Genomic DNA, 23,605 nt, shown 5'->3' with positions numbered 1-23,605 from the left:
GGGCGGCTCGGTGCGTCCAGGGCGCGGCGCGGTGGATCAGTCCCAGCGGGCGTCGTCGGCCAGTCGTTCGCTGAGCACCGCGGCCCACACGACGGGGGTCGCGGGCAGGCCGTCGAGCCATCCGACCGGGACCCCGAGGGACAGGACCATGCCCGGGGCCTGCGCCTCGAAGGCGGCCACCGCGGCGACGGCGTCGAACCGGCGCCGCAGCCCGACCGAGCGCAGCCACCGTCGCAGGTCGGCCGGCTTGGAGCGAGCGTCGAGGGCTGCCCACGCCTGGTCCGGCGCGAGGGCCTCGAGCATCGAGGCGGACTCACCCCACCGGCTGCGGTCGGTCGGGACCCCCAGGGCGATGACCGTCAGGGCGTCCCCGGGGAGCCGGGACCGCACCCGCTCGACGGCCGAGAGGGTCTGCAGACGGCGGCCGTGGCCGGGCACGGCGTCGATCTCCCCGGCCAGCAGGATCTCGTGGGTGGGCAGGCCTGCGCGGTGGGCCATCTGGGTCGCGGTCCGCAGCGCGGCATCTCCCTCCCCAGCGACGACGAGGACCCCGGAGGAGAGCTGCACCGTCGGCGGGCGCTCGAAGCGACGGACGAGAACAGACAGCGGGGCGGCCGCCGTCGGGTCGGCGAAACCCGAGAGCAGGCGCGTGGGGATGCCCAGCTCGAGCAGGGCCGTGACGCTCGAGCCTCCGGCCTCGACGGGGACCTCGGGCGTCGGGGCCACGGCGGCCGGCGGGTCGAGCCGCTCGGCTGCGACAGCCGCGCCGCTGCCCACGACGGCCGCGAGCTCGGCCCCCTCGACGGGCACGGGAGCCTCGGCCGGGGCGGGCTCAGCCTGCGCACCAGCGGGCGCGGTGACGTCGTCCTCGGCGGCAGGCGTCGCGGCCTCGTCGGGGGCGTCGACGACCGGGGCCGTCGTGACGTCGGCCCCGACCATCTGCCGGACCGAGTCCAGCACGGTCGCGAAGGAGTCGCTCGCGGTCGAGACCGCTGGACCCGGCTCGGGCTCGGGGGCCGTGACCTCGGCCCCGGCCTCCTCGGCCTCGACCGCGTCCGCGGCGGCGAGGAGCGCGTCGAGCCCGACGGCGCCCTCGGTCGCCCGACGAGGACGGGCCCGACGCGCGGGACGCACCTCGGGCACCTCGACGGTCAGCTCGTAGCGCTCCTTGGCGAAGAACCCGGCGATGCCCCCCGAGCGGATGCGCTCGGCCTTGATGATGCGGGCGTCGGGCCCGACCTCCTCGCGGACGCGGAGCATCAACGCGCGCAGGTCCTCACCGTCAAGCAGCAAGCGCGGCGGCATCGCTCACCACCCCCACGGTCTCGATCTGCAGGCCCGCACCGGTCACCTCGCTGTAGGAGAGCACGGGAAGGGTGGGCAGCGCCAGCACCACGGTGCGACGCAGCGCGGCGCGCAGGGCCGGCGCGCACACCAGGACGGCCTCGCGGCCCGACACCTCACCGGCTGCGGCGATCTGCCGCAGGGACCCCAGCACGCGGTCAGCCTTGGTCGGGTCGAGGAGCAGCTGGGCACCGCCGTCGGCCGGGCGCACGGCCTCCATGAGGCTCTGCTCGAGGGTCGGGTCGAGGGTGATGACCCGCAGCACGCCGTCCTGGGCGTACGGGGCCGCGAGCGCGGGACCCAGAGCCGTGCGCGAGGCCTCGATGAGGCCCTCGGTGTCGGTGCTCACCTTGGCGCGCAGGGTCAGGCCCTCGAAGATGCGGCTCAGGTCGCGGATCGGCACCCGCTCGGCGAGCAGACCCTGCAGCACCCGCTGGACCTCACCGAGGGTCAGCAGCCCAGGAACCAGCTCGTCGACCACCGACGGGTTGACCTGCTTGACGCCCTCGGTGAGCACCCGCACGTCCTCCCGGGACAGCAGCCGCGGGGCGTTGGCGTCGATGATGGCGCCGAGGTGGGTGATCAGCACTGAGACCCGGTCCACGACCGTGGCGCCGACCATCTCCGCCGCGTGACGCAGCTCGCTGGGGATCCACTTGCCGGGCAGCCCGAAGACCGGCTCGACGACGGTGGTCCCGCCGAGGCTCTCGAGGTTGTCGCCCAGGGCCAGCAGGCGCCCGCCGGGGGCCTCGCCACGGCCGACCTCGACCCCGGCGATCCGCACCACGTACGTCGAGCGTGGCAGCTCGACCGAGTCACGGGTCCGGACCGGGGGGACGACGATGCCGAGGTCCATGGCGATCTTGCGGCGCAGGCCGCGCACCCGGGCCAGGAGGTCCTGGTCGCTGCCGCTGCCGACCATGTCGACCAGGTCGGGGGCCAGGAGGATCTCGAGGGTGTGCACCCGCATCTGCTCGATGAGGGCCTCGGGGGTGTCGGCCGACGGCGAGGTCGTCGCGGCCGTGGCCTCGATCTCGCCCGCGGCGGCCTCGGCCTTGGCGTGGGCGCCGATGCGCTGCCCGATGATCAGCAGGGTCGCGCCGACGAGGATGAAGGGCAGCTTGGGCAGGCCGGGCACGAGGGCCAGGGCGATCGCGGCGCTGCCGGCGATCATCAGGGCCGTGCGGCTCTGGGTGAGCTGTCCGCTGGCGGCCGCGCCCAGGTCCCCCGAGGCGGTCGCGCGGGTCACGATGAGGCCGGTCGCGACGGACATCAGCAGGGCCGGGATCTGGGTGACCAGGCCGTCACCGATGGTCAGCAGGCTGAAGCGCTCGAGGGACTCCCCGGCGGACATGCCCATGTTCAGCATCCCGACGCCGAACCCGCCGAGCAGGTTGATGACGGTGATGATGATGCCGGCGATCGCGTCGCCCTTGACGAACTTCGAGCCACCGTCCATGGCGCCGTAGAAGTCGGCCTCGGCCGAGATCTCGGCACGGCGGGTGCGCGCGGTGTCCTCGTCGATGAGGCCGGCGTTGAGGTCGGCGTCGATGGCCATCTGCTTGCCGGGCATCGCGTCGAGGGTGAAGCGCGCCCCGACCTCGGCCACACGCCCAGCACCGTTGGTGATCACGACGAACTGGATGACCACGAGGATGAGGAAGATGACCAGGCCGATGATGAGCGAGCCGCCCACCACGATCGTGCCGAAGGCGTCGATGACGTCCCCTGCGTAGCCGTCCCGCAGCACCAGCCGGGTCGAGGCCACGTTCAGACCGAGCCGGAACAGGGTCAGCACGAGCAGCAGCGACGGGAAGACCGAGAAGTCCAGGGGCTTCTTCACGTACATGGCGGTGAGCAGCACCACGAGGGCCATGACGATGTTGATGACGATGAGGAAGTCGAGAAGGGCCGCGGGCAGCGGGACGACGAGCATCATGACGATGCCCACCACGCCGACCGGGACGCCGAGCTGGGTGATCTGCTTGGCCTTCATGCTCGGGCCTCCTCGGGGTGGGTCGTGGTGCTGGCAGTGGTCTGGGGGTGGGGCGGGCGTGCGGGTCGGGATCTCACGCCGCCTCCGGGATCTTGGTGGGCCCGTCCGGCGGCTTGTGCATGCCGGTCGCGGCACCGCGACGGCGGAGCGCCATGACGAAGGCGAGGATCCGCGCGACGGCGGTGTACAGGTGGGCCGGGATCTCCTGGTTGAGCTCGCAGGCGGCGTGCAGGGCCCGGGTCAGCGGGATGTCCTCGACCATGGGGACGTTCTTCTCGGTCGCGACCTCGCGGATCTTCGCCGCGATGTGGCCCGCGCCCTTGGCGACGACCTTGGGGGCACCCGTCCCCGGCTCGTAGCGCAGGGCCACGGCCACGTGGGTGGGGTTCACCAGGACGACGTCGGACTGGGCGACCTCGGCGATCATGCGGTTGCGGCTCATCGCGATCTGCTTGGAGCGGATCGCTCCCTTGAGCAGCGGGTCGCCCTCGGACTGCTTGTGCTCGTCCTTGACCTCCTTCTTGGTCATCTTGGTCTTCTTGCGGTTGGCCTTCCCGATGACCAGGAGGTCGAAGACCGCGAGCACGAGACCGGCGACGACGGCGGTGCGGACGAGGTTGCCGACCCCCGAGCCCGCGGCACCGAGGATCTGGCTGAGCGAGTGCATGCCCGAGCCGAGCAGCAGGGGGATCAGCCCCTGGACCACGACGTACAGGACCGCGCCGATCGCGAAGGCCTTGAGGGCGGCCTTGAGGCCCTGCCACCAGGCCTGCATGCCGAACTTCTGCTTGACGCCCTTGACGAGGTTGAACTGCTTGAAGGTCGGCTTGAGCTTCTTGGTCGAGATGTGGATGCCGCCCTGCAGCGCCGAGCCGATGATCGCCGCCAGCACCACGACGGCGAAGAGCGGCGCCATCGTCCAGATGATCGAGCCCATGCCGTCGAAGAGCGCGGTCACCGCGAGCTCGGGGTCGGGGTTGGCGATGGTCTCCTGCACCAGGCTCATCTGCTCGAGGGCCGCGCCCTGCCCGCTGCTCAGCACGAACGTGAGCATGATCGCGCCGGTGCCGATGCCGATCCAGGCCGAGAGGTCCTGCGAGCGCTGCAGGGAGCCCTCCTTGCGGACCTCCTTCATCCGCTTCGGGGTGGCGTCCTCGGTGCGGTCCTGACCGCTCTGCTCGCTCATCGCCCGACCTCCAGCACGCGGGTCACCGCGGTGTCGCTCAACGCGGCCACGATCTGCGGCAGCGCCAGGTAGGCGGTCGCCCCGAGGGTCAGGGCGAGCAAGATCTTGAGCGGGAAGCCCAGGGCGAAGGCGTTGAGCGCGGGGGCCACACGGGTCAGCAGGCCCAGGCCGGCGTCGGCGAGGAAGAGCACGACGATCAGCGGGCCGGCGACCTGCAGGGCCGAGAGGAACAGGTCGGTGATGCCCTCGGTCACGGCCTGGCTCATGGCCGCGAAGTTCAGGGGGGTGCCGAGCGGCAGCGCGTCGAAGCTGCGCATCAGGCCGGCGAGGATCACGTGGTGCGCGTTCGAGGCGAAGAGCAGCACCAGCGCGGTCATCGTGTAGAGCTTGGAGAACTGCGCCCCGTTGGTCATGCTCATCGGGTCGAAGGCCTGGGCCAGCTGGAAGCCGCCGAAGAGGTCGATCATGTTCCCGGCGGCCTGGACCGCGGCGAAGACCATCGCGACCAGGAAGCCCAGCGCACCACCGATCACCACCTGCATGAGGAGGTCGCCGATCAGCTGGGCCGTGCCCGAGGCGATCGCGGTGCCGACCGTCTCGCCCCCGGCCGCGATCGCGCGCGGCGTGGCCAGCAGCCCCAGCGCCACGGCGAGCATCGCCTTGATCCGCCCGGGCACGGCGCCGTGGGAGAAGGGCGGCGCGATGACCAGGAAGGCAGCGACGCGCACTCCGGCGAGCATCATGACCTCGAGGGTCGCGAGCGGGATGGTCAGGCCCATGTCAGCCCCCCAGCAGGCTGGGGATGCGGGAGAACATCTCCTCGGTGAAGGAGATGGTCTCGGCGATCATCCAGTGGCCCGAGACGAGCAGCGCGATCGCGACCGCGATGGCCTTGGGCACGAAGCTGAGGGTGACCTCCTGGACCTGCGTGATCGACTGCAGCAAGGAGACCGTGAAGCCCACCACGAGCGCGGTGATGAGGATGGGCGCGGCGAGCTTGCCCGCGAGGAGCATGGCCGAGAAGCCGATGTCGAGGACGGCCGTGGTGTCCACTAGACGTAGCTCCCCACGAGTGCCGTGACGATCAGGCCCCAGCCGTCCACGAGGACGAAGAGCAGGAGCTTGAACGGCAGGGAGATCATCACCGGCGGGAGCATCATCATGCCCATGCTCATCAGGGCGGCCGCGACCACCAGGTCGATGACGAGGAACGGCACGAAGATGACGAAGCCGATGATGAAGGCCGAGCGCAGCTCGGAGAGCATGAAGGCCGGGATGAGGGTCGTCATCGCGACGTCCTCGACGGTCTCGGGGTTCTCCATGTCCGCGGCACGCGTGATCAGGGCGAGGTCCTCCTCGCGGGTGTGGGCCAGCATGAACTCGCGCAGCGGGCCCGAGCCGACGTCGACGGCCTCGGAGAAGGTCGCGTCGCCGTTCAGGTAGGGCTGGACGCCGATGTCGTTCACCTCGCCCACGACCGGGGCCATGATGAACAGGCTGAGGAAGAGGGCGAGGCCCGCCAGGATCTGGTTCGGCGGGACGCCCTGGAGGCCCAGGGCGTTCCGGGTGAGGGCCAGCACCACGAAGATCTTCGTGAAGCTCGTCATCATGAGCAGCAGGGCCGGTGCGACCGAGAGCAGCGTGATGGTCAGCAGGACGACGATCGAGCTGTTGGGCGTGCCGTTGACGCCGTTGATGTCGATGGTGACGGCCGGGTCGCCCTCGGGGTCGACGGGCTCGGTCGGCGCGGTGGGCTCGACAGGGTCGATGGGAGCGGCCTGCGCGAGGCCGGCCAGCAGGACGGTCGCCACCAGGGCGACCAGCAGCACCACCAGGGCACGCAGCGCGGTGGCGCGCAGCCGGGCGGCGCGCGGGCCCTCAGGGGCCAGCGGGTCGCGCAGCACTGCGGGCGGGCACGAGGTGCCGCCCGGGAGGCTCACGGGGCTCAACGACGGATGGTCCGTTCCTGCACCGCAACCATCGCCCGGCGCCACAGGGTGGCGTCCAGGATCGATCCCTCGAGAGGGCTGCGCTGCTTGGGGACCGCGGGCATCCGTGCCGCGGGGGTGGACGGGGAGAGCTCCACGCCGTCCGTGGCGTGGGGGGTGAGGCTCGAGACGTCGGAGGGGACCTCGGCGACGAGCCGTTCGATCGCGGCCGGGTCGAGCGGGGTGCGCTCGTGCCCGAGGCCGGTGCCGGCCTCAGCCGGCTCGTCGTCCTCGCTCAGCACGAGGGCGACCGGGGCGGGGGGCTCGACGGGCATGTCGACCTCGGTGAGGAGGTTGACGCCCTGCTCGCTCACGCCGAGCAGCAGGCGACGCCCGCCGACCTCGACGAGGGCCAGACCGGTCTTGCCGCCCAGGGACTGCTTGCCGATCACGGCCAGGTCCGTGGCCCGACGTCGCACCGCCTTGGTCCCGCTGAGCCGGCGCGCGAGGAACCACAGCAGCCCGAGCACCACGGCCAGGGACAGCAGGACCCGCAGGCCGAGCATCAGGGAGGAGGTGTCCATGGTCGATCAGGCGTTCTCGGAGCCGACGATCTCGGTGATCCGGATGCCGTAGTCCTCGTCGACGACGACGACCTCGCCGCGGGCGACGAGCCGGCCGTTGACCATGACGTCGGCCAGGGATCCCGCTGCCCGGTCGAGCTCGAGGACCGTGCCGGGCACGAGCTCGAGGACCTGGCGGACGGGGAGCTTGGTGCGGCCGATCTCGGCCGTGAGGGTCATCTCGACGTCGTGCAGCAGGCGCAGCGGGGAGACCTGCGCGGCGCCGGGCGCCGCGGCACCGCGCTGCTGCGGGACGGCCTCGGGGCGCTGACGCATCCGCAGGCCGAACCACGCCTGGGGCGTGCCGTCGGCACCCGCGAGGGCGAAGGCGATGACGCCCTCCTCCTCGAGGCCGCCGGCGAGAGCTGCCGAGCGGGCCTCGTCGAGCACCCCGGCGCCGAGGGTCGCGGTCGCGGCGTCGAGGGCCGGGCGCAGGGCGTCGGCCACCGAGATGGTCGCGTCCGTCCCGGCGAGGGCCTCGGCCACGGCCTGGTCGGCGACCACGAGGAGGTCGGCGCTGACGGCCCCGACGAAGGCGGCGCGCACAGCCACGGCGTCGTCGGCCGGGCCGGAGGCGGGGTCGTGCTCGACGACGGTCAGAGCATCGGTCGAGGGCAGCAGGCGGGCGAGCTCGGTGGCCGCCGCACGGGCGATCGTGACGGACTCGGCGTCCAGCGTGGGCAGGGCAGGCATCAGTGCTTCTCCTCGGAGGTGACGACCAGGCAGGCGAGCCGGGAGCCGTTGCTCCCGAGCGCGGCACGGGCAAGGACGACGTCGCCGACGACGACGTCGAGGGGCTTGTCGGCGCGGTGCCGCAGGGGCACGAGGTCACCGATCTGGAGCCCGGCGATCTGCGCCGGGGTGGTGGTGTACGGGGTGAACTGCACCGAGACGTCCATGGGGACGTCGTGCACCTGGTCGGCGAGCCGACCGGTCGCGATCGCGTGCTCGAGCAGGGCCTCGGCCGAGCGGCTGTCGGTCTGGTCCCCCGAGTGCAGGGCCGCCATCACGATCTCGGCGGGCAGCATGAAGGTCGCCGTCGTCTCCCGACCGGCGACACCGAGGTCGAAGGTCGCGATGATCACCGGCTCGGAGGCCGCGGTGGCCTGCACGAACTGGGGGTTGTACTGGACCGTCTTGACCATGACGCCGATCTGGCCGACCGACTGGAAGGCGTAGGTCAGGTCGGCGACGGCGTGCTGCAGCAGGTCGCGCAGCAGGTGCCACTCGATCTCGGTGAGCTCACGCTCGGCGTCCTGGGTCGCGATGCCCGGCCCGCCGAGCAGGTAGTCGATCCACAGCATGGTGGAGTCGAGCGGCAGCTGCAGCACCGCGGTCGCGCGGCCCTGGTCGACGTCGCACAGCACCATCGTGGTCATGTCCGGCAGGGAGCGCACGTACTCGTCGTACGAACGCATCTCGACCGTGAGGAGGTTGACGTTCGCCACGACGCGCAGGCGTGAGGTGAGCTGGGTCCCCCACTGCCTGGCGTACGTCTCGAAGGCCATCTCGAGGACCCGCCCGTGCTCACGGGCGAGGGTCATGGGGCGTCGGAAGTCGTACGCCTCGGGCTCTGCTGAGCGCTTGCGGCGCGCGGGGGGCGCCGTCGTGTCCTGGACCGTCACGGGGTGCTCATCGGCGCGCGCGCCAGGGTGATGAGGAGAACCGCGCAGGAAGTACGAGAACCACCCGGGGTGGGACCGCGTACGGCCGGACGTGCTCCGCGGGTCGCTGGGCCCCGCGGCAAGGTGGCGCCCTCCATGGCGCCGCGAACGCACCGGCATCCGTGCCGGCTCAGTGCAGTCCTGAGCGTACCCAGGGACGGCCTGCGGCGGGGTGGTTCACCACCCCGCCACGCCGTCGGGCTACATCACTGGGTGACGTAGTCCGTGAAGTACAGGTCGATCACCTCGCCGTGGTAGGCCTCCTCGAGGTGGGTGAGGAGCTCGGCCTTGAGGGCCTCGCGTCCCTCGGCGCTCGCGACCTCCGACATCGGACGACCCGAGAACAGGTCGATCGCGAGGTCGAGGGCCGGGGCGGGGCTCGGCTTGCCGTGACCGCCGGCGTCGGCGGACATCTGCAGGCCCATGCCGAGGCGCAGGTAGTGGCCCTTGGCCAGGTTGATGGACACAGGCTCGACGGCCAGGATCTCGCCGGGCTCGGGCTTGTGCTCCTTCTCCTCGGCGTGACCCTCCTCGGCGGTGGCGTCGCCTGCGCCCGGCCCCATGAGGAACCAGTAGGCACCGCCACCGCCCAGGACCAGGACGGCCGCGAGGATGATGATGAGCTTCTTCTTGCTCTTGGCGGGAGCTTCCTCGGCGGCGGGCTCGGGGGGCGCACCACCCGTGGGGCGGGCGCCGATCTTGGGCTTGGACGCGATGACGCGCTGCTCGGTAGGCATCAGGTCACTCCTGGGTCGGTGGCGGCGATTCGGGGGAGGAGCTCGCGAACGGTCTCGGGGGCGTCGCTGAGGACCACGAGGTCCACGCGACGGTTGGCCTCGAGGTCGTCGGCCGAGTCCAACGGGCGGGACTCGCCGAAGCCGACGGCCGCGATGCGCTCCCCGGGGACCCGTCCGGTCTCGACCAGGCGCCGCAGCACCTGGGTCGCCCGGTCGGAGGAGAGCTCCCAGTTGGTCGGGTAGCGCGTGCTGGGCAGGACGTTGGCGTGCCCCTCGACCGAGATCTCCTCGTCGAGGCCCACGAGCACCGGGGCGATCGTGTCCACGACCTGCTCGGCCGTGCCGGTCAGACGGGCCGCGTCGGCGCTGAAGAAGACGTCGTCGGCCACCATCCCGATGAACAGACCCCGCTCGGTGATGCGGAACCGCACCCGGTCGGCGAGGCCCTCGTCGTCCAGGGCGTTGGCGATCTGGGTGGCGATGCCCTCGAGCCTGCCGTACTCCTCCTCCGCGAGCCGCATGGTGCGCGCGTCCGCGGCCGTGGTGTCGGCCTCCTCGGGGGCGTCGGGGTCCTCGACCGCCGGGCCCGCCTGGGCAGCGGCGACGTCCTCGCGCAGGGAGGGGGAGATCTCGAAGCGCTCGACCCCGTGCAGCACGCCGACGTTGCCCTCGAGGATCGAGGGCTGGCCGTTGCCGAAGCCCGCGGCCAGGGAGTCGCGGAGCTGCTCGTACTTGACCTGGTCCACGTTGCTCATCGCGTACAGGACGATGAAGAGGCCGACGAGCACGGTCATCATGTCGGCGTAGCTGACCGCCCACCGCTCGTGGTTCTCGTGCTCCTCCTCCTCGTGCTTCTTGGCCCGGCGCCCGCCGTGACCGCCCGAGCCGCGTCCGCTGCTCATGCGGCCTCCTTGACGAGGTCCGGCGGCATGAGGCTGCGCAGGCGCTGGCCGACCAGGCGCGGGTTGGCCCCGGCCTGGATGGCGAGGAGGCCCTCGATGGACATCTCCATGTGAGCGACCTCGAGCTCGGAGACACGGGTCACGCGTGCGCCCAGGGGCAGGAAGATGAAGTTCGCGGTGAGGAGTCCCCACAGGGTCGCGACGAAGGCGGCGGCGATCATGTGCCCGAGCTCGTCGGGCTGCGCCAGGTTCTCGAGGACGTGGGTCAGCGAGACGACGGTGCCGACGATGCCGACGGTCGGGGCGTAGCCGCCCATCGTGTTCCAGTACTTGGCGATGGTCTTGTCGAGGGACTTCTTGCTCGACACCCGGTCCTCGAGCATCTCGCGCAGGTCGTCCGGGTCGGTCCCGTCGATCGCGGCCTGGAGGCCCGACTGCAAGAAGGGGTCGTCGACGTCGCGCGCGGCGTCCTCGAGGGAGAGCAGGCCTTCGCGCCGTGCGCGGTCGGCCAGCCCGACGACGGTCTCGACGGTCTTGTCGAGATCAGGCTTCTTGAAGAAGAGGAACTTCGGCAGGCTGCTGTACGTCCGGATCGCGTCCTTCATGGTGCTGCTGGCCAGACCGATGCCGAGGGTTCCACCGATCACGAGGATCATCGGGGCCGGGAGCACCACGGACATCGGGCTCGCGCCCTCGACCAGGATGCCCATGAGCACCATGCCGAAGGCGATGGCTAGGCCTGCCAGGGTTGCCGGATCCATCAGTCAGCCTCCGGGACGGGGGGCAGCGACCGCAGGGAGGGCCGCTTGAGCTCGGTGACCGCGGAGACGGTGGTGTCGCCCAGGGCGTCGTCTGCCATCTCCATCATCGTGGCGATGACGCGGGCTCTGTAGGCCACGACGAGGGAGGTGATCTCCTCCATCGACTCCGCGACGATGTACTTGGTGCCGTCGATCAGGGTGAGGATCGTGTCCGGCGTCGTCTCGACCCGTTGGAGCAGATCAGGGTTCACCGCGAACTGCGGCCCGTTGAGGCGTGTCACGACGATCACGACTGGTTCCCATCCCTGGTGTGGTGCACGGGCCGGGTCGCGGCCACGCACGGTTCCCGACCCACCAAGGGCCGGCATGACTACCTGATCGGCCGCACGCAGTCCCGACTGAGCCTTTCGGGTAGGCCCGCACCGGTTGTCCCGGTCACAGCCCGGATCGGGGACCCGAGACCCAGCACGCGGTCGTCCGGGGGCGGGCGGGGTCAGCGGGGGCGGGCGGGGTCGACGGCGTCGAGCGGGGTCGGCCGGGGGCGTCCGGGGGCGTCCGGGGTCGAGCGGGGTCGAATAGTGACCCTGATCGACCCCGATGCGTCGCGTGCCCTCGCCCGCGGGCCCCGTCCGCCCGCCCGCCGTCCCATGCCCCGGGGTTGCTGGCGCGGGCGCGGTCGGTACTGGGGTGGGGGGGGGGGGGGGGGGGGCCCCCCCCCCCCCACCCCCGATGAGCGCGACTCCCCGGACCCGCGGGGCTGTCCACCGGGTGCCCTCGGCGTGGTCGGTCCACAGGGGTGGTGGGCAGGCCACGCGGCAGCGCAGCACGAGCACCACAGTCGACGCATGTCGCCACCTCATCCGTCGATCATGCGTCTGGCCGAGCGGCAGCTCGGGGTGGTGACCACGGCGCAGCTGCTGAGACTTGGTGCTGAGCCGTCGTGGATCAAGCGGCAGGTGCGGCACGGACCGTGGAAGCGGCTGCACCGCGGTGTGCTGGTGGTCCACTCGGGGCCCGTCGAGTGGCGGACCCGCGCCCAGGCGGCCCTGCTCCACGCCGGGCGCGGGGCGGTCCTGAGCCACCGGGCCGCGGGGTACCAGCACGGGTTCGCCGACGTCCCGCCCCGGCTGGTCGACGTGAGCGTGCCGCACGGACGCCACGTCGCGGGCAGCCCCGGCATCGTCGTGCACCGACGCCGCCATCTCGGTGCGGAGGGCTGGGCCCACCTGGTGAACCGGCTGCCGACGACCACTCGTCCTGGCACCGTCCTCGACCTGCTCACCCTGGCCCGCTCCGACGACGAGGTGATCAGCCTGCTGTGCGCCGCCGTCCGGGCGCGGACTCTCCCGGCCGAGATCCGCGACGCCGTCACGCAGAGCGCCCGGATGGCCCACCGCAGGCTCGTCCTCGAGATCCTCGAGGACGTCGAGGGAGGGGCAGAGTCTGCGCTGGAGCGCCGTTACCGCCGCGACGTCGAGCGACGTCACCGACTCCCCCGCTCCCGTCGGCAGGTCCAGCATCGCCTCGGGGACGGGCGTCGCATCCGCGCGGACGCCGTGTACGAGAGCCTCGGCGTCCGTGTCGAGCTCGACGGGGAGCTCGCCCACCCCGGCGGCCGGACCGACCAGGACACCTGGCGTGACAACGCGGTGCTCCTGGAGCGAGGCGAGGTGACCCTGCGCTACCGGTGGCGCCACATCCGAGTCACGCCGTGCTCGACGGCGGCCCAGGTCGTCGCAGCACTGCGCAGCCGCGGGTGGCGCGGTACCCCGCGACCCTGCGGCCCGGACTGCCTCGTCACCTGAACGCCCTCCCCGCACCCCCGACACGGTCCCACCGGCCAACGCGTGGCCGGGAGGGCCGAGGGCGGTGACCGACAGCCACCCATCAGGCAGCCCAGCGGCGCGCGGCTGGGTGGGCGCGGCGCGCGGCTGGGGTGGGCGCGGCGGGCAGCTGGGGTGGGCGCGGCGCGCGGTGGGCGCCGGTCGCATGCGGCGGTCGCATGCGGCGGGCGGCGCGCGGCGGCAGTGCCCCGGCAAGATCGGGGTTGATCAGGGTCAGATAGTGACCCCGATCGACCCCGACGATGTGGACCGGGGGTGCGGGGGGCGGTCGGGGTGGGGCGCGCGCCGCGAGAGGGGGCGGTCGGGGTGGGGCGCGCGCGGCGAGAGGTGGCGGGCGGGGCGGGCGTGAACGGGGCGGTCGCCTCGGGCCTGGGCGTGGGGGGGGGGGGGGGGGCCAGGACGGGGTGGGCCAGGGGCCGCACGTCCTGGCGCGAGGGTGGGTCAGCGCTTGAGGTTGACGAGCTCCTGGAGCATCTCGTCCGAGGTGGTGATGACGCGGCTGTTCGCCTGGAAACCGCGCTGGGCGATGATCAGGTTGGTGAACTCGGCCGAGAGGTCGACGTTCGACATCTCGAGGGCTCCACCGGTGAGCGAGCCACGGCCGTCCGTGCCCGCGGCACCGACCTGCGGGTCGCCCGAGTTGATGCTCGTGCGGTACAGCGAGCCGCCGGCCTTCTCGAGGCCCGCGGGGTTGGCGAAGGTCGCGAGGGAGACGCGCCCGATGGCCTGCTTGAGGCCGTTGCTGAAGGAGCCCATCAGGGTGCCGTCCGCGTTGATCGTGAAGGACTGCAGCGAGCCCGCCGCGCGCCCGTCCTGCGTCGCGGCCTTGATGGTGTCGAGCCCCGCGAAGCCGGTGGTGGTGCTCAGGTTGACCGCGATGCCCCCGGCGTTCAGGGTGCCACCCCCGGTCAGCTGCCCCGCGGCGTTGAAGGTCATCGCGCTGGTGCCGACGACGGCGCCGTTGCGGGTCGCCTCGACGTTCCAGCCTGCTGCGGTGCGGGTGAAGGCGAGCTGCAGGGAGGTCATGTTGCCCGCGCCGTCGTAGACGTCGACCTCACGGTTCAGCACGGTGCCCGCAGCCGCCTCGGAGGGCAGGTTGCCCTCGAAGGTCGCCGCCGTTGTGGCCGTCGCGCCCATGAGGGTCGCGATGGGCAGCCGCATGTCGGAGAGCGGCCCGTTGGTGTCGACGTTCCCGTTGGCGTCGGCCGCCCAGCCGCGGACCAGGCCGCCGTCGGGGGTCACGAGCTGACCGGTCGCGTCGAAGCTGAAGGCCCCGGCCCGGGTGTAGAACTGCTCGTTGCCCTTGCGGACCATGAAGAACCCGTCGCCCGAGATCATCATGTCGGTCGAGCGGTTGGTCAGCTGGGCCGCGCCCTGCTGGAAGTTGGTCGTGACGCCGGCGACCTGCACACCGAGGCCGACCTGCGCGGGGTTGGTGCCACCGAGGCCGGGCTGGGCCCCTCCGGCGTTGGTGAGCACCTGGGAGAGGGTGTCCTGGAACTGGGTCTGCGAGGCCTTGAAGCCCGTGGTGTTGACGTTGGCGATGTTGTTGCCGGTGACGTCGAGCATGGTCTGGTGTGCCCGGAGACCGCTGATGCCGGAGAAGAGTGAGCGCAGCATGGGAATTTCCCTTCGAGTGGTGGAGCGGCCTGGTCAGGCAGCGGTTCCGGCGCTGCCGGAGGTGGTGGTCGAGGAGTCGGTGGACGGGGCGGTGGTGCCGGAGGAGCCGGCGGTGGCGCCACCGGCCTGGTTGCCTGCGGCACGCACGAGGGCTACGGCGTCGAGCGGGACGGTCCACTCGCCGACCTTCACCTGAGGCACCTCGTAGGCGAAGGAGACGGACTCGGCGATGCCGGTCTGCGTGACGCCGTCGGCGTCGACGAAGCTGACCTCCTGGCCGACCATCCCGGCGGCCGCGACACGCATCTGGAGGGCGAAGCTCTCCCGCGAGGTGTCCGTCAGGGCGGTCAGCTGCTCCATGGACGCGAGCTGGGTGGACTGGGCCATCATGTCGCTGGTGTCCATGGGGGACGTGGGGTCCTGGTTGCGCAGCTGCGCGACCAGGAGGGCGAGGAAGACCTCGGAGTCCATCTCCTTCTTGGCCGCGGTCGCCGGGGTGGCGGTCGCGTGCAGCGAGGTGGCCTGGACGGTCGTCTCGGTGGGCATGATGCTCATGGGTGGTCTCCCTGTCAGACGATGAGGTCGAGGCCGCGGTGCAGCCCGGTGGGTGCCGAGGCGTCGTCGCCGTCGTCGGTCTCGGTCAGGTCGGTGCCGCCGGCTGCGGCCTTCTTGCCCTGGGCGTCGGCGCCGGTCCCGTCGCCCTTGAGGCCGCCCTTGCCGTCACCGCCCAGGCCGAGGTCGGCGGGGAAGCCGGCAGCGACGAGGTCACGGCGCAGGTCCGGCAGGGCCCCGCGCAGCGCCTCACGGGCCTGCTCGGTCGCCCCGAGCAGCTCGATCCGCACCCCCTCGGGCCCGATGTGCGCGACCACCCGGATCGGTCCGATGCTCTCGGGGTCGACCCGCAGGGTGAGCACGTGCTGCCCCTCGCCCGCACTGCGCAGACCGGCGAGCCGGACGCCGAGCTGGTCGGCCAGCGGCCGGGCCTGGTCGGGGGACGCCGGAGCCGGGGGCGCGGGGGTCGACGACGGCGCGCTGGTCTCGGTCGTCGGTGTCGCCACGGTCGGGACGGGGGTGGGGGCCAGCGCGGTCGAGGTGGTCGTCGTGGGCGTCGGCGCGACGGACGCGGCCTCGACACGCACCGGGGCGACCACCGGCTCCCCGTCGGTCGTGGCAGGGGTGAGCGGACCGGTCGCCGCGGCGGCTGCCTGGGCGGCCTGCTGGGCCTGCGCCCCGCCCGGGACCGCGGCGGCGGGCACCGCGGCGGGGGTGGACGCGGCGTGCTTGCCGGCTGCGTGCTTGCCGGGGGCGTCGGCGTCCGCCTCGGTCCCGGCTCCCTGGGTCGCGGCGGCGAGCGCGGCCTGGACGGCCTCGGCCTGGGTCGCCGATCGCTGGGTGGGCACGGTGCCGGTCCCCTCCTCGGCGGCCAGGGCTGCGGCCAGGCGGGGGGTCAGGTCGAGCACCTGGGCCATGCCGTCCTCGTCTCCGGCAGTCTCGCCGTCGACGGTCCCCTCGACGCCCGGGGCGGGCACGCCGGTGCCGAGCCCGGTGCCGCCGACCTCGGCGAGCAGCCCGGAGGCGGCCTGGACGATCTGCGCGACGGTGACCAGCGCGCCGTCGGCCGCGGCCTGGGCCTCCCCGCCCTCCTGCTGCCCGCGCTGCTGGGTGCCCGGCTTGCGCACGGAGCCCTCGACGACGGCCTCGAGTGCCGCTGCGAAGTCGCCGGGGCCGCCCGAGCCGGAGGCACCCGCGCCGGACGAGCCGCTGCCGCGGCCGCTGGTCGGCACAGGTGCCGGAAGCATGATGATCGTGCTCATCGTTCCCCCTCGATGGGTGGGTTCGTCGTGGTGGTTCGACCACGCAGAGCGGCCTCGTCGAGCACGAGCTGCTCGGCGTGGTCCTCCTCGGTGCGGAGGGCGGCGGAGTGCCGGTCCTCGAGCTTCTCGAGCGCGGTGGCCCGCGCCTTGGCCTCGGCCCAGTGGGCCGTGGCCTGCTGCACGCGCGCCTGGGCGGCGCCGACCGCGGCGACGGACTCCGAGGCGAGGCCCGTGAGCGCGGCCCGGCTCGCGATGGCCGCGCGCCAGGTGAGCTCATCCCCCTCGCGGGGCAGGGCCGCTCCGGCGAGCATCACGGCGGTGTCGTAGCGGCGCTTGTCCGCGGCACGACGCTCGGCGTGGGCGCGGGCGGCCTCTGCCTCGGCCTGCTCCTCCTGGAGCTTGCGCAGGCGCAGCAGGCCACCGAGACGGAAGGCGCGGGCCATCACTGACCCCCGATCGCTCGGACGAGGCTCGCGAGACGAGCCCAGGAGTCCTCGGGCTCGGCGGTGTCGTCGAGGGGCTGCTGGAGGAAGGCGTCGATCGCCCCGGCGTGCTGCACCGCGGCGTCGACCAGGGCGTTGCTGCCGGCCACGTAGGCACCGACGTCGAGCAGGTCCTGGGCACGGCGGCGGGCCGCCATCACCTGGCGCAGCACGACCGCGGCCTCGCGCTGGTCGGCCGAGGTGACCCGGCCGGCCACCCGGGAGACGGAGGCGAGCACGTCGATGCTGGGGAAGTGCCCGGCGACCGCGAGCTCGCGGGTCAGCACGACGTGACCGTCGAGGATGGACCGGGCTGCGTCGGCGATGGGCTCGTTGTGGTCGTCGCCGTCCACGAGCACGGTGTAGATGCCGGTGACCGATCCGCGCTCGGCGGTGCCGGCCCGCTCGAGGAGCCGGGCGAGCAGCGAGAAGGTCGACGGCGGGTAGCCGCGGGTCGCGGGGGGCTCGCCCACCGAGAGGCCGATCTCGCGCTGGGCCATCGCCACGCGGGTGAGCGAGTCCATCATCAGCACGACGTCCCGGCCCTCGGCGCGGAACCCCTCGGCGATGCTGGTCGCGACGAAGGCCGCGCGCAGGCGGACCAGCGGCGGCTCGTCGGAGGTGGCGACCACGACGACGCTGCGGGCCAGGCCCTCGGGGCCGAGGTCGTCCTCGAGGAACTCGCGGACCTCACGGCCACGCTCACCGACCAGGGCGATGACCGAGATCTCGGCGTCGGTGCCCCGGGCGACCATGGAGAGCAGGCTCGACTTGCCGACGCCCGAGCCGGCGAACAGGCCGAGGCGCTGACCGCGGCCTGCGGTGACCATGGTGTCCAGCGCGCGCACGCCCAGGGAGAGGGGGGTGTCGACCCGGGCGCGGCCCAGCGCCGAGGGGGCCGAGCCGTCGACCGAGACCTGGCGGGCGCCGGTGAGCGGGCCCTTGCCGTCGATCGGCCGGCCGAGCCCGTCGAGCACCCGGCCCAGCAGGGCGTTGCCGGTGGGGACCGTGAGCGGCCGACCGGTCGAGCGCACGGGCATGCCGACGTGCAGGCCGGCCACGGCGCCCAGGGGCATGCAGCGGAGCACGGTGGGCGTGGCGGCCACGACCTCGACCGACACCTGCCCCGCGCCGGGCTCGCCGACGAGCAGCAGGTCGCCGACGGCACCGGTCACCCCGGCGACGTCGATCGACAGACCGACCACCGCGTTGACCCGGCCGACGCGCTCGGGGGCCGCGGCACCGAGGGCTCGCCGCAGCACGGCGTCCTGGGAGCCGGGCACCGGGGCGGTGGCGCGCGTGGGCGCGGTGGTCGTGGTCATGCCTGGTCCTCGCTGAGGACCGCGCGGGCGCGGTCGAGGGCGGTCTGGACCTGGGCGTCGAGGAAGCCGTCCGGGTACTCGCTGACGGTGTCCCCCGGGGCGAGCCGTGGGTCGGCGACCAGGCGCGCGCCCTCGGGGAGCCGGGCCTGACCGGCGCGGAGCACGGCCTCGCAGTGGGTGAGGTCGACGGGGTTGACGCGCACGGTGTGCACGCCGAGCTCGACCGGCAGGTCGAGGGCACGCTCGAGCAGCACACGGGCCGAGTCGGGCCCCGGGCGCAGCTCGTGCTGGAGCACGGCGGCGGCGAGGTCGAGGGCGGTCGAGTGCAGGGTGGCGCGTGCCTCCCTGACGATGGGGATGGTCCGGGCCTCGACGGCGTCGACGGCAGCCGAGAGCACCGCGAGGGCGTGCTCGAGGGCTGCCTGACGACGGGCCTGCTCGGCGGCGGCCTGCGCCTCGAGGTGACGGGCCCGCTGGGCAGCGGTCTCGGCAGCCGCACGGGCACCGGCGGTCCATCCCGCGGCGTACCCCGCGGCGCGGGACCGCTCGTCGCGGTCCTCGCTCGCGCGGCTCGACGGCCCGGGCAGGGCTGCGGGCCGGAACGTGGTGACGGTGGACTCAGGCAACGTACTCGTCCTCGCCCTCGCGGCGGATGACGATCTGGCCGCTCTCCTCGAGGCCACGGATGGCCTGGACGACGACCGAGCGCGAGTCCTCGACCAGCGAGAGGCGCACCGGGCCGAGCAGCTCGATCTCCTCCTCGAGGTTCTCGCGGGCACGCTCGGAGAGGTTGCGCAGGATCTTCTCGCGCACCATCTCGTCGGCTCCCTTGAGGGCCGTGGCGAGGACGGACATCTCGACGCCGCGCAGCACGAGCTGGATGGCGCGCTCCTCGAGCAGCGTGATGTCACCGAAGACGAACATGCGGCTGCGGACCTCGTCGGCGAGGGCCTCGTCGCGGGCCGCGAGGCCCTCGAGGATGAGCTTCTCGGTCGACGGGTCGGCCCGGTTGATGATCTCGACGAGGGGCTGCACGCCGCCGACGGCCGAGAGCTCGGTCGGGCTGAGCACGGCGGTGGCCTTGCGCTGCAGGTTCTCGGCGACCACCTGGACGACGTCGGGCGAGGCCCGCTCCATGAGGGCGATGCGGTGCGCGACCTCCCCCTGGGTGGCCGGCGGCAGGCCGGTCATGATCGCCGAGGCGTGCTCGGCGCGCAGGTGGGCCAGCACCAGGGCGATCGTCTGCGGGTGCTCGCCGCTCAGCAGGGAGACGACCTGCCGGGCGTCGGCGTACTGCATGAACTCGAAGGGCTGGCCCTGGAGGGAGGTCTGCAGGCGCTCGAGCATCGCGGCGGCGCGCTCGCGCCCCACCGAGGCCTCGAGGACCTGCTGGGCGTAGGCGAGTCCGCCCCGGCCGCTGAACCTCTGGCCGCCGAGGGTGAGGAGGTGGAACTCCTCGACCACCGTGTCGGCGACGGCGCTGTCGATGCGCTCGAGCCGGGCGATCTCGGTGGTGAGCTCCTCGATCTCGGCGTCGTCGAACTGGGCCATGACCCTGGAGGCCTGCTCGCGGCCCAGCTGGATGAGGACCAGTGCGGCCTTCTGCACCCCGGTCAGCATGGCGGTGGGGGCGTCGGTCGTCGTGACGGTCATCGCCGGCCTCCCACGAGCCAGCCGCGCAGGGCCTCGGCGACCTCGGCCGGCTGCTCGGCAGCCAGGGCCATGAGGTCCTCACGCTTGGCGTCCATCTCGTCGACCTCGGGCTCGACCTCGGGGGCCGGCAGGGCGAGGGTCTCGTCGGGGAGCTCGATGATCTCGGGGACGGTGTCCTCGACGATCTCCAGCCCGCCCAGGTCGATCGCCTCGCGGCGGGCCCGGCGGCTGCGGCGTGCCGCGGTCACCAGGGCCAGGATCACGGCGAGGAGGATGACTCCGGCGATCACACCGTTGCGGATGAGGGCGGCGGTCTGCTCGGCCTCGGCCTCGGCGGCGGCAGCGGCGAGGGCCTCCTGGGCCGCGAGGGCCCCGGCCTCGTCGAAGTTCAGCCGCGTGACCGCGACGACGTCGCCGCGCTCCTCGTCGACCCCGGCGGCGGCCGTGACCATCTCCTCGATGGCGGCGAGGTTGAGCCCACCGCCGGCCTGCTCGGAGATGACGACCGAGACGGACTGGCGGCGCACGGCACCGGGCGCGGTGGTGAGCTGCTCGGTGACCCGGTTGAGGGTGTTGTTCACCGTCTCGGACTCCTTGGTGTACTCCCCCGCCCCGTTCGCGCCGTTGGGGACAGCGATGTTGTCCGGGCCCAGCACGCCTGCAGCGGCGCCGCCGGTGCCGACGTACTCCTCGCTCGTCGTCGCGGAGGACAACGGCGGGAGGTCCTCGGGGGCGTCGTAGGTCTCCGAGGTGCGGGCGGTCTGGTCGAAGTCGAGGTCCGCGGTCACGCTGACCACGGCGTTGCCGTGCCCGACCAGGGGGTCGAGCATCGACTGGATGTTGGCGGCGATCCGCTGCTCGTAGTCGCCGGTCTGGCCGTCCTGGAGGCCCGTGCCCCCGGTGCCGACGGCCGAGAGGACCGTGCCGGCCGCGTCGATCACGGCGACGTCGGTCGGGGACATGCCCTCGATGCCGGCCGAGACGAGGTGGACGATCGACTGGACCTTGTCGTTGCTGAGGTTGGTGCCGCGCTGGGTCTGCACGAACACCGACGCCGTCGGGTCGGCCTGCTCGGAGACGAAGACGCTCTCGGTGGGCAGGGCCAGACGGACCGTCGCGGCCTCGACACCCTCGATCGCACCGATGGTCTTGGCGAGCTCGCCCTCGACGGCGCGCTGGTAGGTGACCTCCTGCTGGAACTCCGAGGAGGTCATGCCCATCTCGTCGAGCAGCGAGTAGCCCGCGCCGTCCGAGGCGGCCGGCAGACCGGCCGAGGCCACCGCGAGGCGCATCGGGTAGAGCTGCCCGGAGGGGACCATGATCGTCGAGCCCCCGTCGGTGAGCTCGTAGGGCACGCCCTCGGCCTCGAGGTGGTCGACGATCGCGCTCGCGTCCGCCGAGGCCAGGCCCGAGAAGAGCGGGCTCATGGTGGGCTTGGTGGCCCAGGTGGACAGGGCCACCAGGCCCAGGACCAGGACGGCCACGCCGATGATGGCGAGGGTGCGCTGGGCGAGGGTGAACTCGCGCACGCGCTCGGAGAGGCGGCCCAGCAGGCCGCTGATCTGGGCGGGCATCAGGCCTGCATCCTCATGATCTCGGTGAAGGCGTCGACGGCCTTGTTACGGATGGCGGCGGTGAGCTCGAGGGCGACGGCGGCCTGGCTCGAGGCGATCGTGTAGTCGTGCACGTCGTCGAGGTCACCGGTCACGGCCCGGACCGCGAGGGCGTCCGAGGTCGCCTGCATCCCCTGCAGGTTGTCGATGGCACCACCGACGTCGAGGCTGAAGGTGCCGGCTCCGGTGGCGGGCGGGGCGGCCTGGACGCCGAGGGCGCCCTGGGCGCCGATCGCGTCCATGACGCCGCCGACGGGGAGGATGCTCATCAGTTGCGTCCGATCTGCAGTGCGGCCTGGTAGGTCTCCTTGGCGCGGTCCACCACGGCGGCGTTCGCCTGGTAGCCGCGCTGGGCCATGATCAGCTGGCTCATCTGGCTCGCCATGTCGATGTCGGGGTACTTGACGTACCCCTCGGCGTCAGCCAGCGGGTTGTCGGGCTCGTACACGATCCGGCCCTCGGCCGAGCCGAGGGCGATGCCCTGGACCTGCACGCCGCCGGTGTCCCCACCCATGGCCTGCGCCACGACGTACCGGGCCTGGAAGGCGTCCTCCCCCGTGGGGCGGACGGTGTTCAGGTTGGCGAGGTTGTCGCTGACCGCGTCGAGCCACTTGCGGTACACGGTCATCCCCGTGCCGGCGACGCCGATCGCACCAAAGGTCGTCATCAGGCGCTCCTCATCGCGCTACGCATCTTGGAGAAGGTGCCGCTGACCGCCTGCGTGGCGAGCTGGTAGCGGAGGTTGGTGTCGACGTTGAGCAGGGTCTCGGTGTCGAGGTTCACGTTGTTGCCGTCCAGGCGCGTGGGCTCGAGGGAGCGGTCGACCTGGGCGGTCGCGGCGCCGGTGCGGCGCGAGCCGCTGCTCACGGCCTCGGCGAGGGATGCCTCGAAAGAGACTCGACCGGCGAGGAAGCCGGGAGTCTGGATGTTCGCGATGTTGTCCGCGATGACGCGCTGGCGCATCGCGAGGCCGTCGAGGGCGCTGTTCATCGCCACGAACGTCACGGAGTCGAACACCTGTGGATACACCCCACCCGTTGAGAAATCCTGCGAGCGGCCTATCCATGGCCTACGTGATGAGCGATCCGTGCTCGGGTTGCTCATCGGCCCTGGTCGGGGGCGCATGAGGAGTTCGGTGGGGGCTTCACCCGCGTTCCCCCATCCGGCCCAACGCCCACACCGATCTCGTGTCAGAACGTGGGATACCCCGGGTATCCCTACGTTCTGACACGAGATCCGGTTCGGGGGACAGCAGAACCCCGCGGCCCTCAGGGCACGCGGGGTTCTGTCGTCGGTCCGGGGGTCTGGGGTCAGGCGGGGGTGTCGAGGTAGACGGGGCTCGACGGCGGGGCGCTGCGCAGGGTCTGGGCCGCTCGGCTGTGCCGGCGGCTCAGGTCGGCGGCCTCGGCGAGCCGGCGACCCACCTCGATCTGACGGTCGAGCACGGCCTTGGCACGCTCGACGAGGGTGACGGGCAGCGGGCCCATGTGGACCGGCGGGGACCACGGGTCGTGGGCCGGGAGGTCCGCGAGATGGTCGAGGGCGAGCATCGCCTCGGCGGCGTCGACGTCGAGCTCGAGGGCCCCGAGGGCCTCTTCCCAGGCCGTGCCCCAGTCCGTCGTGCCGTCGTCGACGGGGCCCGTGGTCTCGGTGGCCATCAGCCCACGCCCAGGTCACCGAGCGAGCGGCCGGGCGCGGCCGTCCCGACGGGCTCGAGGGGTGTGGCGGTCACGGCGATCTCCTGCGCGGCCTGGTGCCATGCCTCGCGCAGCGGCTCGACCATCTCGCGGCAGGCCGCGGTGCGCTCGGCGTCACCGGCGACGTTGGCGCCGATGAGCTCGGTCAACAGGTACGTGTAGACGCTCATGAGCTGCTTGGCGCCGTCCCAGGACCCCACCTCGAGGGTGGCCGCGAGCTCGGAGACGATGTCCTGCGCGTGGGTGAGGTGCGGGCCGGCCGCGACCTTGTCCCCCTCGCGCTGGGCCGCCTCGGCACGCTGCAGGTCCAGCACCAGGCGGTCGTAGAGCATCGTGAGGAGCTTGGCCGGGCTCGCGGTCGCGACGGTGTCGTCGACGTAGCGCGTCCGGAGAGCGGCGTAGTTCATGACGTCCTCAGC

27 protein-coding genes are annotated in these 23,605 nt (G+C 72.7%); 1 reads left to right on the top strand and 26 read right to left on the bottom strand.

Features of this window, described 5'->3' with window-relative positions; translation table 11 throughout:
* Positions 1-36: 36 nt before the first annotated feature.
* The 13 genes from J4G33_RS05630 to J4G33_RS05570 form a co-directional block, all read right to left on the bottom strand.
* Positions 37-1,293 carry a hypothetical protein gene (locus J4G33_RS05630; RefSeq protein WP_208054949.1) on the bottom strand — a complete coding sequence of 419 codons (1,257 nt, stop codon included), beginning with the start codon at positions 1,291-1,293 and terminating at the stop codon, positions 37-39.
* On the bottom strand, positions 1,283-3,340 hold the full coding sequence (locus J4G33_RS05625; protein WP_208054948.1) for a flagellar biosynthesis protein FlhA: 2,058 nt from the start codon (positions 3,338-3,340) through the stop codon (positions 1,283-1,285). The genes J4G33_RS05630 and J4G33_RS05625 overlap by 11 nt, the downstream gene beginning before the upstream one ends.
* Positions 3,341-3,413: 73 nt before the next feature.
* Positions 3,414-4,526 (bottom strand): EscU/YscU/HrcU family type III secretion system export apparatus switch protein, encoded by a 1,113-nt coding sequence (locus J4G33_RS05620; RefSeq protein WP_208054947.1) that lies wholly within the window; start codon positions 4,524-4,526, stop codon positions 3,414-3,416.
* Positions 4,523-5,305 carry a flagellar biosynthetic protein FliR gene (locus J4G33_RS05615; protein WP_208054946.1) on the bottom strand — a complete coding sequence of 261 codons (783 nt, stop codon included), beginning with the start codon at positions 5,303-5,305 and terminating at the stop codon, positions 4,523-4,525. Before J4G33_RS05615 ends, J4G33_RS05620 begins: the two co-directional genes overlap by 4 nt.
* A gap of 1 nt (position 5,306) precedes the next feature.
* Positions 5,307-5,579 carry a flagellar biosynthetic protein FliQ gene (locus J4G33_RS05610; RefSeq protein WP_208054945.1) on the bottom strand — a complete coding sequence of 91 codons (273 nt, stop codon included), beginning with the start codon at positions 5,577-5,579 and terminating at the stop codon, positions 5,307-5,309.
* Positions 5,579-6,415: a flagellar type III secretion system pore protein FliP gene (gene fliP, locus J4G33_RS05605; protein ID WP_243758702.1), complete on the bottom strand. Its 837-nt coding sequence runs from the start codon at positions 6,413-6,415 to the stop codon at positions 5,579-5,581. The genes J4G33_RS05610 and fliP overlap by 1 nt, the downstream gene beginning before the upstream one ends.
* A 56-nt stretch (positions 6,416-6,471) precedes the next feature.
* Positions 6,472-7,038, bottom strand: coding sequence for a flagellar biosynthetic protein FliO (gene fliO / locus J4G33_RS05600; protein ID WP_208054944.1), 567 nt, complete (start codon positions 7,036-7,038; stop codon positions 6,472-6,474).
* Positions 7,039-7,044: 6 nt separating this feature from the next.
* Complete coding sequence (gene fliN, locus J4G33_RS05595) at positions 7,045-7,770, bottom strand: flagellar motor switch protein FliN (RefSeq protein WP_208054943.1); 726 nt, start codon at positions 7,768-7,770, stop codon at positions 7,045-7,047.
* On the bottom strand, positions 7,770-8,702 hold the full coding sequence (locus tag J4G33_RS05590) for a flagellar motor switch protein FliM (RefSeq protein ID WP_307793764.1): 933 nt from the start codon (positions 8,700-8,702) through the stop codon (positions 7,770-7,772). Before J4G33_RS05590 ends, fliN begins: the two co-directional genes overlap by 1 nt.
* Before the next feature lie 245 nt (positions 8,703-8,947).
* On the bottom strand, positions 8,948-9,478 hold the full coding sequence (locus J4G33_RS05585) for a flagellar basal body-associated FliL family protein (protein WP_208054941.1): 531 nt from the start codon (positions 9,476-9,478) through the stop codon (positions 8,948-8,950).
* Positions 9,478-10,380, bottom strand: coding sequence for a flagellar motor protein MotB (locus J4G33_RS05580; protein ID WP_208054940.1), 903 nt, complete (start codon positions 10,378-10,380; stop codon positions 9,478-9,480). Before J4G33_RS05580 ends, J4G33_RS05585 begins: the two co-directional genes overlap by 1 nt.
* On the bottom strand, positions 10,377-11,141 hold the full coding sequence (locus J4G33_RS05575) for a motility protein A (protein ID WP_208054939.1): 765 nt from the start codon (positions 11,139-11,141) through the stop codon (positions 10,377-10,379). Before J4G33_RS05575 ends, J4G33_RS05580 begins: the two co-directional genes overlap by 4 nt.
* Positions 11,141-11,431: a flagellar FlbD family protein gene (locus J4G33_RS05570; protein ID WP_208054938.1), complete on the bottom strand. Its 291-nt coding sequence runs from the start codon at positions 11,429-11,431 to the stop codon at positions 11,141-11,143. Before J4G33_RS05570 ends, J4G33_RS05575 begins: the two co-directional genes overlap by 1 nt.
* A 555-nt stretch (positions 11,432-11,986) precedes the next feature.
* Between J4G33_RS05570 and J4G33_RS05565 the strand changes: the two genes are divergently transcribed.
* Positions 11,987-12,946, top strand: coding sequence for a type IV toxin-antitoxin system AbiEi family antitoxin domain-containing protein (locus J4G33_RS05565; protein ID WP_208054937.1), 960 nt, complete (start codon positions 11,987-11,989; stop codon positions 12,944-12,946).
* A 480-nt stretch (positions 12,947-13,426) separates the two neighbouring features.
* On the opposite strand, the gene J4G33_RS05560 is transcribed toward J4G33_RS05565, so the two are convergent.
* From J4G33_RS05560 to fliS, 13 genes are all read right to left on the bottom strand, one after another.
* Positions 13,427-14,605, bottom strand: coding sequence for a flagellar hook protein FlgE (locus J4G33_RS05560; RefSeq protein ID WP_208054936.1), 1,179 nt, complete (start codon positions 14,603-14,605; stop codon positions 13,427-13,429).
* A 33-nt stretch (positions 14,606-14,638) separates the two neighbouring features.
* Complete coding sequence (locus J4G33_RS05555; RefSeq protein ID WP_243758635.1) at positions 14,639-15,160, bottom strand: flagellar hook assembly protein FlgD; 522 nt, start codon at positions 15,158-15,160, stop codon at positions 14,639-14,641.
* 14 nt (positions 15,161-15,174) lie between these two features.
* Positions 15,175-16,419: a flagellar hook-length control protein FliK gene (locus tag J4G33_RS05550; protein WP_208054935.1), complete on the bottom strand. Its 1,245-nt coding sequence runs from the start codon at positions 16,417-16,419 to the stop codon at positions 15,175-15,177.
* The gene (locus tag J4G33_RS05545; protein ID WP_208054934.1) at positions 16,416-16,862 is read right to left on the bottom strand and encodes a flagellar FliJ family protein; all 447 of its coding nucleotides are present in this window, start codon (positions 16,860-16,862) and stop codon (positions 16,416-16,418) included. Before J4G33_RS05545 ends, J4G33_RS05550 begins: the two co-directional genes overlap by 4 nt.
* Complete coding sequence (locus tag J4G33_RS05540; RefSeq protein WP_208054933.1) at positions 16,862-18,223, bottom strand: FliI/YscN family ATPase; 1,362 nt, start codon at positions 18,221-18,223, stop codon at positions 16,862-16,864. Before J4G33_RS05540 ends, J4G33_RS05545 begins: the two co-directional genes overlap by 1 nt.
* The gene (locus J4G33_RS05535; RefSeq protein ID WP_208054932.1) at positions 18,220-18,849 is read right to left on the bottom strand and encodes a FliH/SctL family protein; all 630 of its coding nucleotides are present in this window, start codon (positions 18,847-18,849) and stop codon (positions 18,220-18,222) included. Before J4G33_RS05535 ends, J4G33_RS05540 begins: the two co-directional genes overlap by 4 nt.
* Positions 18,842-19,876, bottom strand: coding sequence for a flagellar motor switch protein FliG (gene fliG, locus J4G33_RS05530; protein ID WP_208054931.1), 1,035 nt, complete (start codon positions 19,874-19,876; stop codon positions 18,842-18,844). The genes J4G33_RS05535 and fliG overlap by 8 nt, the downstream gene beginning before the upstream one ends.
* Positions 19,873-21,450: a flagellar basal-body MS-ring/collar protein FliF gene (gene fliF / locus J4G33_RS05525; protein WP_208054930.1), complete on the bottom strand. Its 1,578-nt coding sequence runs from the start codon at positions 21,448-21,450 to the stop codon at positions 19,873-19,875. The genes fliG and fliF overlap by 4 nt, the downstream gene beginning before the upstream one ends.
* Positions 21,450-21,758, bottom strand: a complete 309-nt coding sequence (fliE, locus tag J4G33_RS05520; protein ID WP_208054929.1) for a flagellar hook-basal body complex protein FliE — start codon at positions 21,756-21,758, stop codon at positions 21,450-21,452. Before fliE ends, fliF begins: the two co-directional genes overlap by 1 nt.
* Entirely contained in the window at positions 21,758-22,156 is a 399-nt protein-coding gene (flgC, locus tag J4G33_RS05515) for a flagellar basal body rod protein FlgC (protein ID WP_208054928.1), read from the bottom strand. Before flgC ends, fliE begins: the two co-directional genes overlap by 1 nt.
* Positions 22,156-22,506, bottom strand: coding sequence for a flagellar basal body rod protein FlgB (flgB, locus tag J4G33_RS05510; protein WP_208054927.1), 351 nt, complete (start codon positions 22,504-22,506; stop codon positions 22,156-22,158). The genes flgC and flgB overlap by 1 nt, the downstream gene beginning before the upstream one ends.
* A gap of 293 nt (positions 22,507-22,799) precedes the next feature.
* Positions 22,800-23,147 carry a hypothetical protein gene (locus J4G33_RS05505; protein ID WP_208054926.1) on the bottom strand — a complete coding sequence of 116 codons (348 nt, stop codon included), beginning with the start codon at positions 23,145-23,147 and terminating at the stop codon, positions 22,800-22,802.
* Positions 23,147-23,593: a flagellar export chaperone FliS gene (gene fliS / locus J4G33_RS05500; protein WP_208054925.1), complete on the bottom strand. Its 447-nt coding sequence runs from the start codon at positions 23,591-23,593 to the stop codon at positions 23,147-23,149. The genes J4G33_RS05505 and fliS overlap by 1 nt, the downstream gene beginning before the upstream one ends.
* Between the last annotated feature and the right edge of the window lie 12 nt (positions 23,594-23,605).

The sequence above is a fragment of the Actinotalea soli genome (assembly GCF_017565425.1).
In the GTDB taxonomy this organism is placed as follows: Bacteria; Actinomycetota; Actinomycetes; order Actinomycetales; family Cellulomonadaceae; genus Actinotalea; species Actinotalea soli.
Note: the sequence above shows the minus strand (reverse complement) of the source record. Positions and strands in the feature narration are given on the sequence as shown.

Coding starts and splice junctions, on each gene's coding strand:
- fliF (WP_208054930.1), bottom strand. CDS start 21,450: ATGCCCGCCCAGATCAGCGGCCTGCTGGGCCGCCTCTCCGAGCGCGTG.
- fliG (WP_208054931.1), bottom strand. CDS start 19,876: ATGACCGTCACGACGACCGACGCCCCCACCGCCATGCTGACCGGGGTG.
- J4G33_RS05620 (WP_208054947.1), bottom strand. CDS start 4,526: ATGAGCGAGCAGAGCGGTCAGGACCGCACCGAGGACGCCACCCCGAAG.
- J4G33_RS05565 (WP_208054937.1), top strand. CDS start 11,987: ATGTCGCCACCTCATCCGTCGATCATGCGTCTGGCCGAGCGGCAGCTC.
- fliE (WP_208054929.1), bottom strand. CDS start 21,758: ATGAGCATCCTCCCCGTCGGCGGCGTCATGGACGCGATCGGCGCCCAG.
- J4G33_RS05545 (WP_208054934.1), bottom strand. CDS start 16,862: ATGGCCCGCGCCTTCCGTCTCGGTGGCCTGCTGCGCCTGCGCAAGCTC.
- J4G33_RS05615 (WP_208054946.1), bottom strand. CDS start 5,305: ATGGGCCTGACCATCCCGCTCGCGACCCTCGAGGTCATGATGCTCGCC.
- flgC (WP_208054928.1), bottom strand. CDS start 22,156: ATGACGACCTTTGGTGCGATCGGCGTCGCCGGCACGGGGATGACCGTG.
- J4G33_RS05550 (WP_208054935.1), bottom strand. CDS start 16,419: ATGAGCACGATCATCATGCTTCCGGCACCTGTGCCGACCAGCGGCCGC.
- fliS (WP_208054925.1), bottom strand. CDS start 23,593: ATGAACTACGCCGCTCTCCGGACGCGCTACGTCGACGACACCGTCGCG.
- J4G33_RS05580 (WP_208054940.1), bottom strand. CDS start 10,380: ATGAGCAGCGGACGCGGCTCGGGCGGTCACGGCGGGCGCCGGGCCAAG.
- J4G33_RS05555 (WP_243758635.1), bottom strand. CDS start 15,160: ATGAGCATCATGCCCACCGAGACGACCGTCCAGGCCACCTCGCTGCAC.
- fliO (WP_208054944.1), bottom strand. CDS start 7,038: ATGGACACCTCCTCCCTGATGCTCGGCCTGCGGGTCCTGCTGTCCCTG.
- fliN (WP_208054943.1), bottom strand. CDS start 7,770: ATGCCTGCCCTGCCCACGCTGGACGCCGAGTCCGTCACGATCGCCCGT.
- J4G33_RS05505 (WP_208054926.1), bottom strand. CDS start 23,147: ATGGCCACCGAGACCACGGGCCCCGTCGACGACGGCACGACGGACTGG.
- J4G33_RS05585 (WP_208054941.1), bottom strand. CDS start 9,478: ATGCCTACCGAGCAGCGCGTCATCGCGTCCAAGCCCAAGATCGGCGCC.
- J4G33_RS05540 (WP_208054933.1), bottom strand. CDS start 18,223: ATGACCACGACCACCGCGCCCACGCGCGCCACCGCCCCGGTGCCCGGC.
- J4G33_RS05560 (WP_208054936.1), bottom strand. CDS start 14,605: ATGCTGCGCTCACTCTTCTCCGGCATCAGCGGTCTCCGGGCACACCAG.
- J4G33_RS05575 (WP_208054939.1), bottom strand. CDS start 11,141: ATGGATCCGGCAACCCTGGCAGGCCTAGCCATCGCCTTCGGCATGGTG.
- J4G33_RS05625 (WP_208054948.1), bottom strand. CDS start 3,340: ATGAAGGCCAAGCAGATCACCCAGCTCGGCGTCCCGGTCGGCGTGGTG.